Source organism: Lactobacillus sp. C449L (assembly GCF_059900815.1).
The window spans coordinates 1-770 of record NZ_JBWXGA010000025.1; the positions used below are offsets into that span (position 1 = coordinate 1).

Genomic DNA, 770 nt, shown 5'->3' on the forward strand with positions numbered 1-770 from the left:
CAATCAAGACGGCCGCCGATGCAGCGGCTTACGTGCGCAGCCGCGACCTGCCTTTCGTGAAGGTGGGCGTCACCGACTCGGACGGCATCATGCGCGGCAAGTACATGGCGCGCGACAAGTTCGAATCCGCCCTCGAAAAGGGCTTCGGCTTCTGCGACGTGGTGCTGGGCTGGGATTCGATCGACCAGCTCTACGACAACACGACCCTCACGGGCTGGCACACCGCTTATCCGGATGCGCCGGTGCGGGTTCTACCGGAGACCATGCGGCTCATTCCGTTCGAGAACGATCTGCCGTTCTTCCTCGCCGAATTCGACGGCTATGCGGAGGGCGCCTGTCCGCGCGGCGTGCTGCGCCGCGTGCTCAAGAAGGCCGAGGACATGGGCTTCGCCGTGTCGGCAAAGACGAAGTACGTCGAGGAAGCTTTCAACCTGGCGGCGTTCCTGTCGCTCGACGAAGAAGGCCAACGGCAAAATTATCAGCTTGGGCAGGCCGTACCGAACTTGATCGATATGGCGAACGGCGAGTTCTTGGCCTACGAGAAGGCTCCCGCCAATCGCCAAGTGTTCCTCGACATCATACAAGATTACGGAAGGACGGATCTTCCCGCCCGGTCCAAGGATAATCAGTGGCTCGATACGTTTTGGCAGGAAGCCAGCAAGGTGTGGAACGGCGAGATGTCCGCGAAGGATTGGACGGCGGAGATGCAGCCGAAGCTTCAAGAGCTCTACGACAAGGGCAACAAATAAGATCGCGATGCTATCGAGATT

1 pseudogene is annotated in these 770 nt (G+C 59.9%); it reads left to right on the forward strand.

Going from position 1 to position 770, the window contains the following annotated elements:
* Positions 1-749, forward strand: a pseudogene (locus tag AC2JF9_RS08055) (hypothetical protein); the annotation flags it as partial.
* Positions 750-770: the final 21 nt, after the last annotated feature.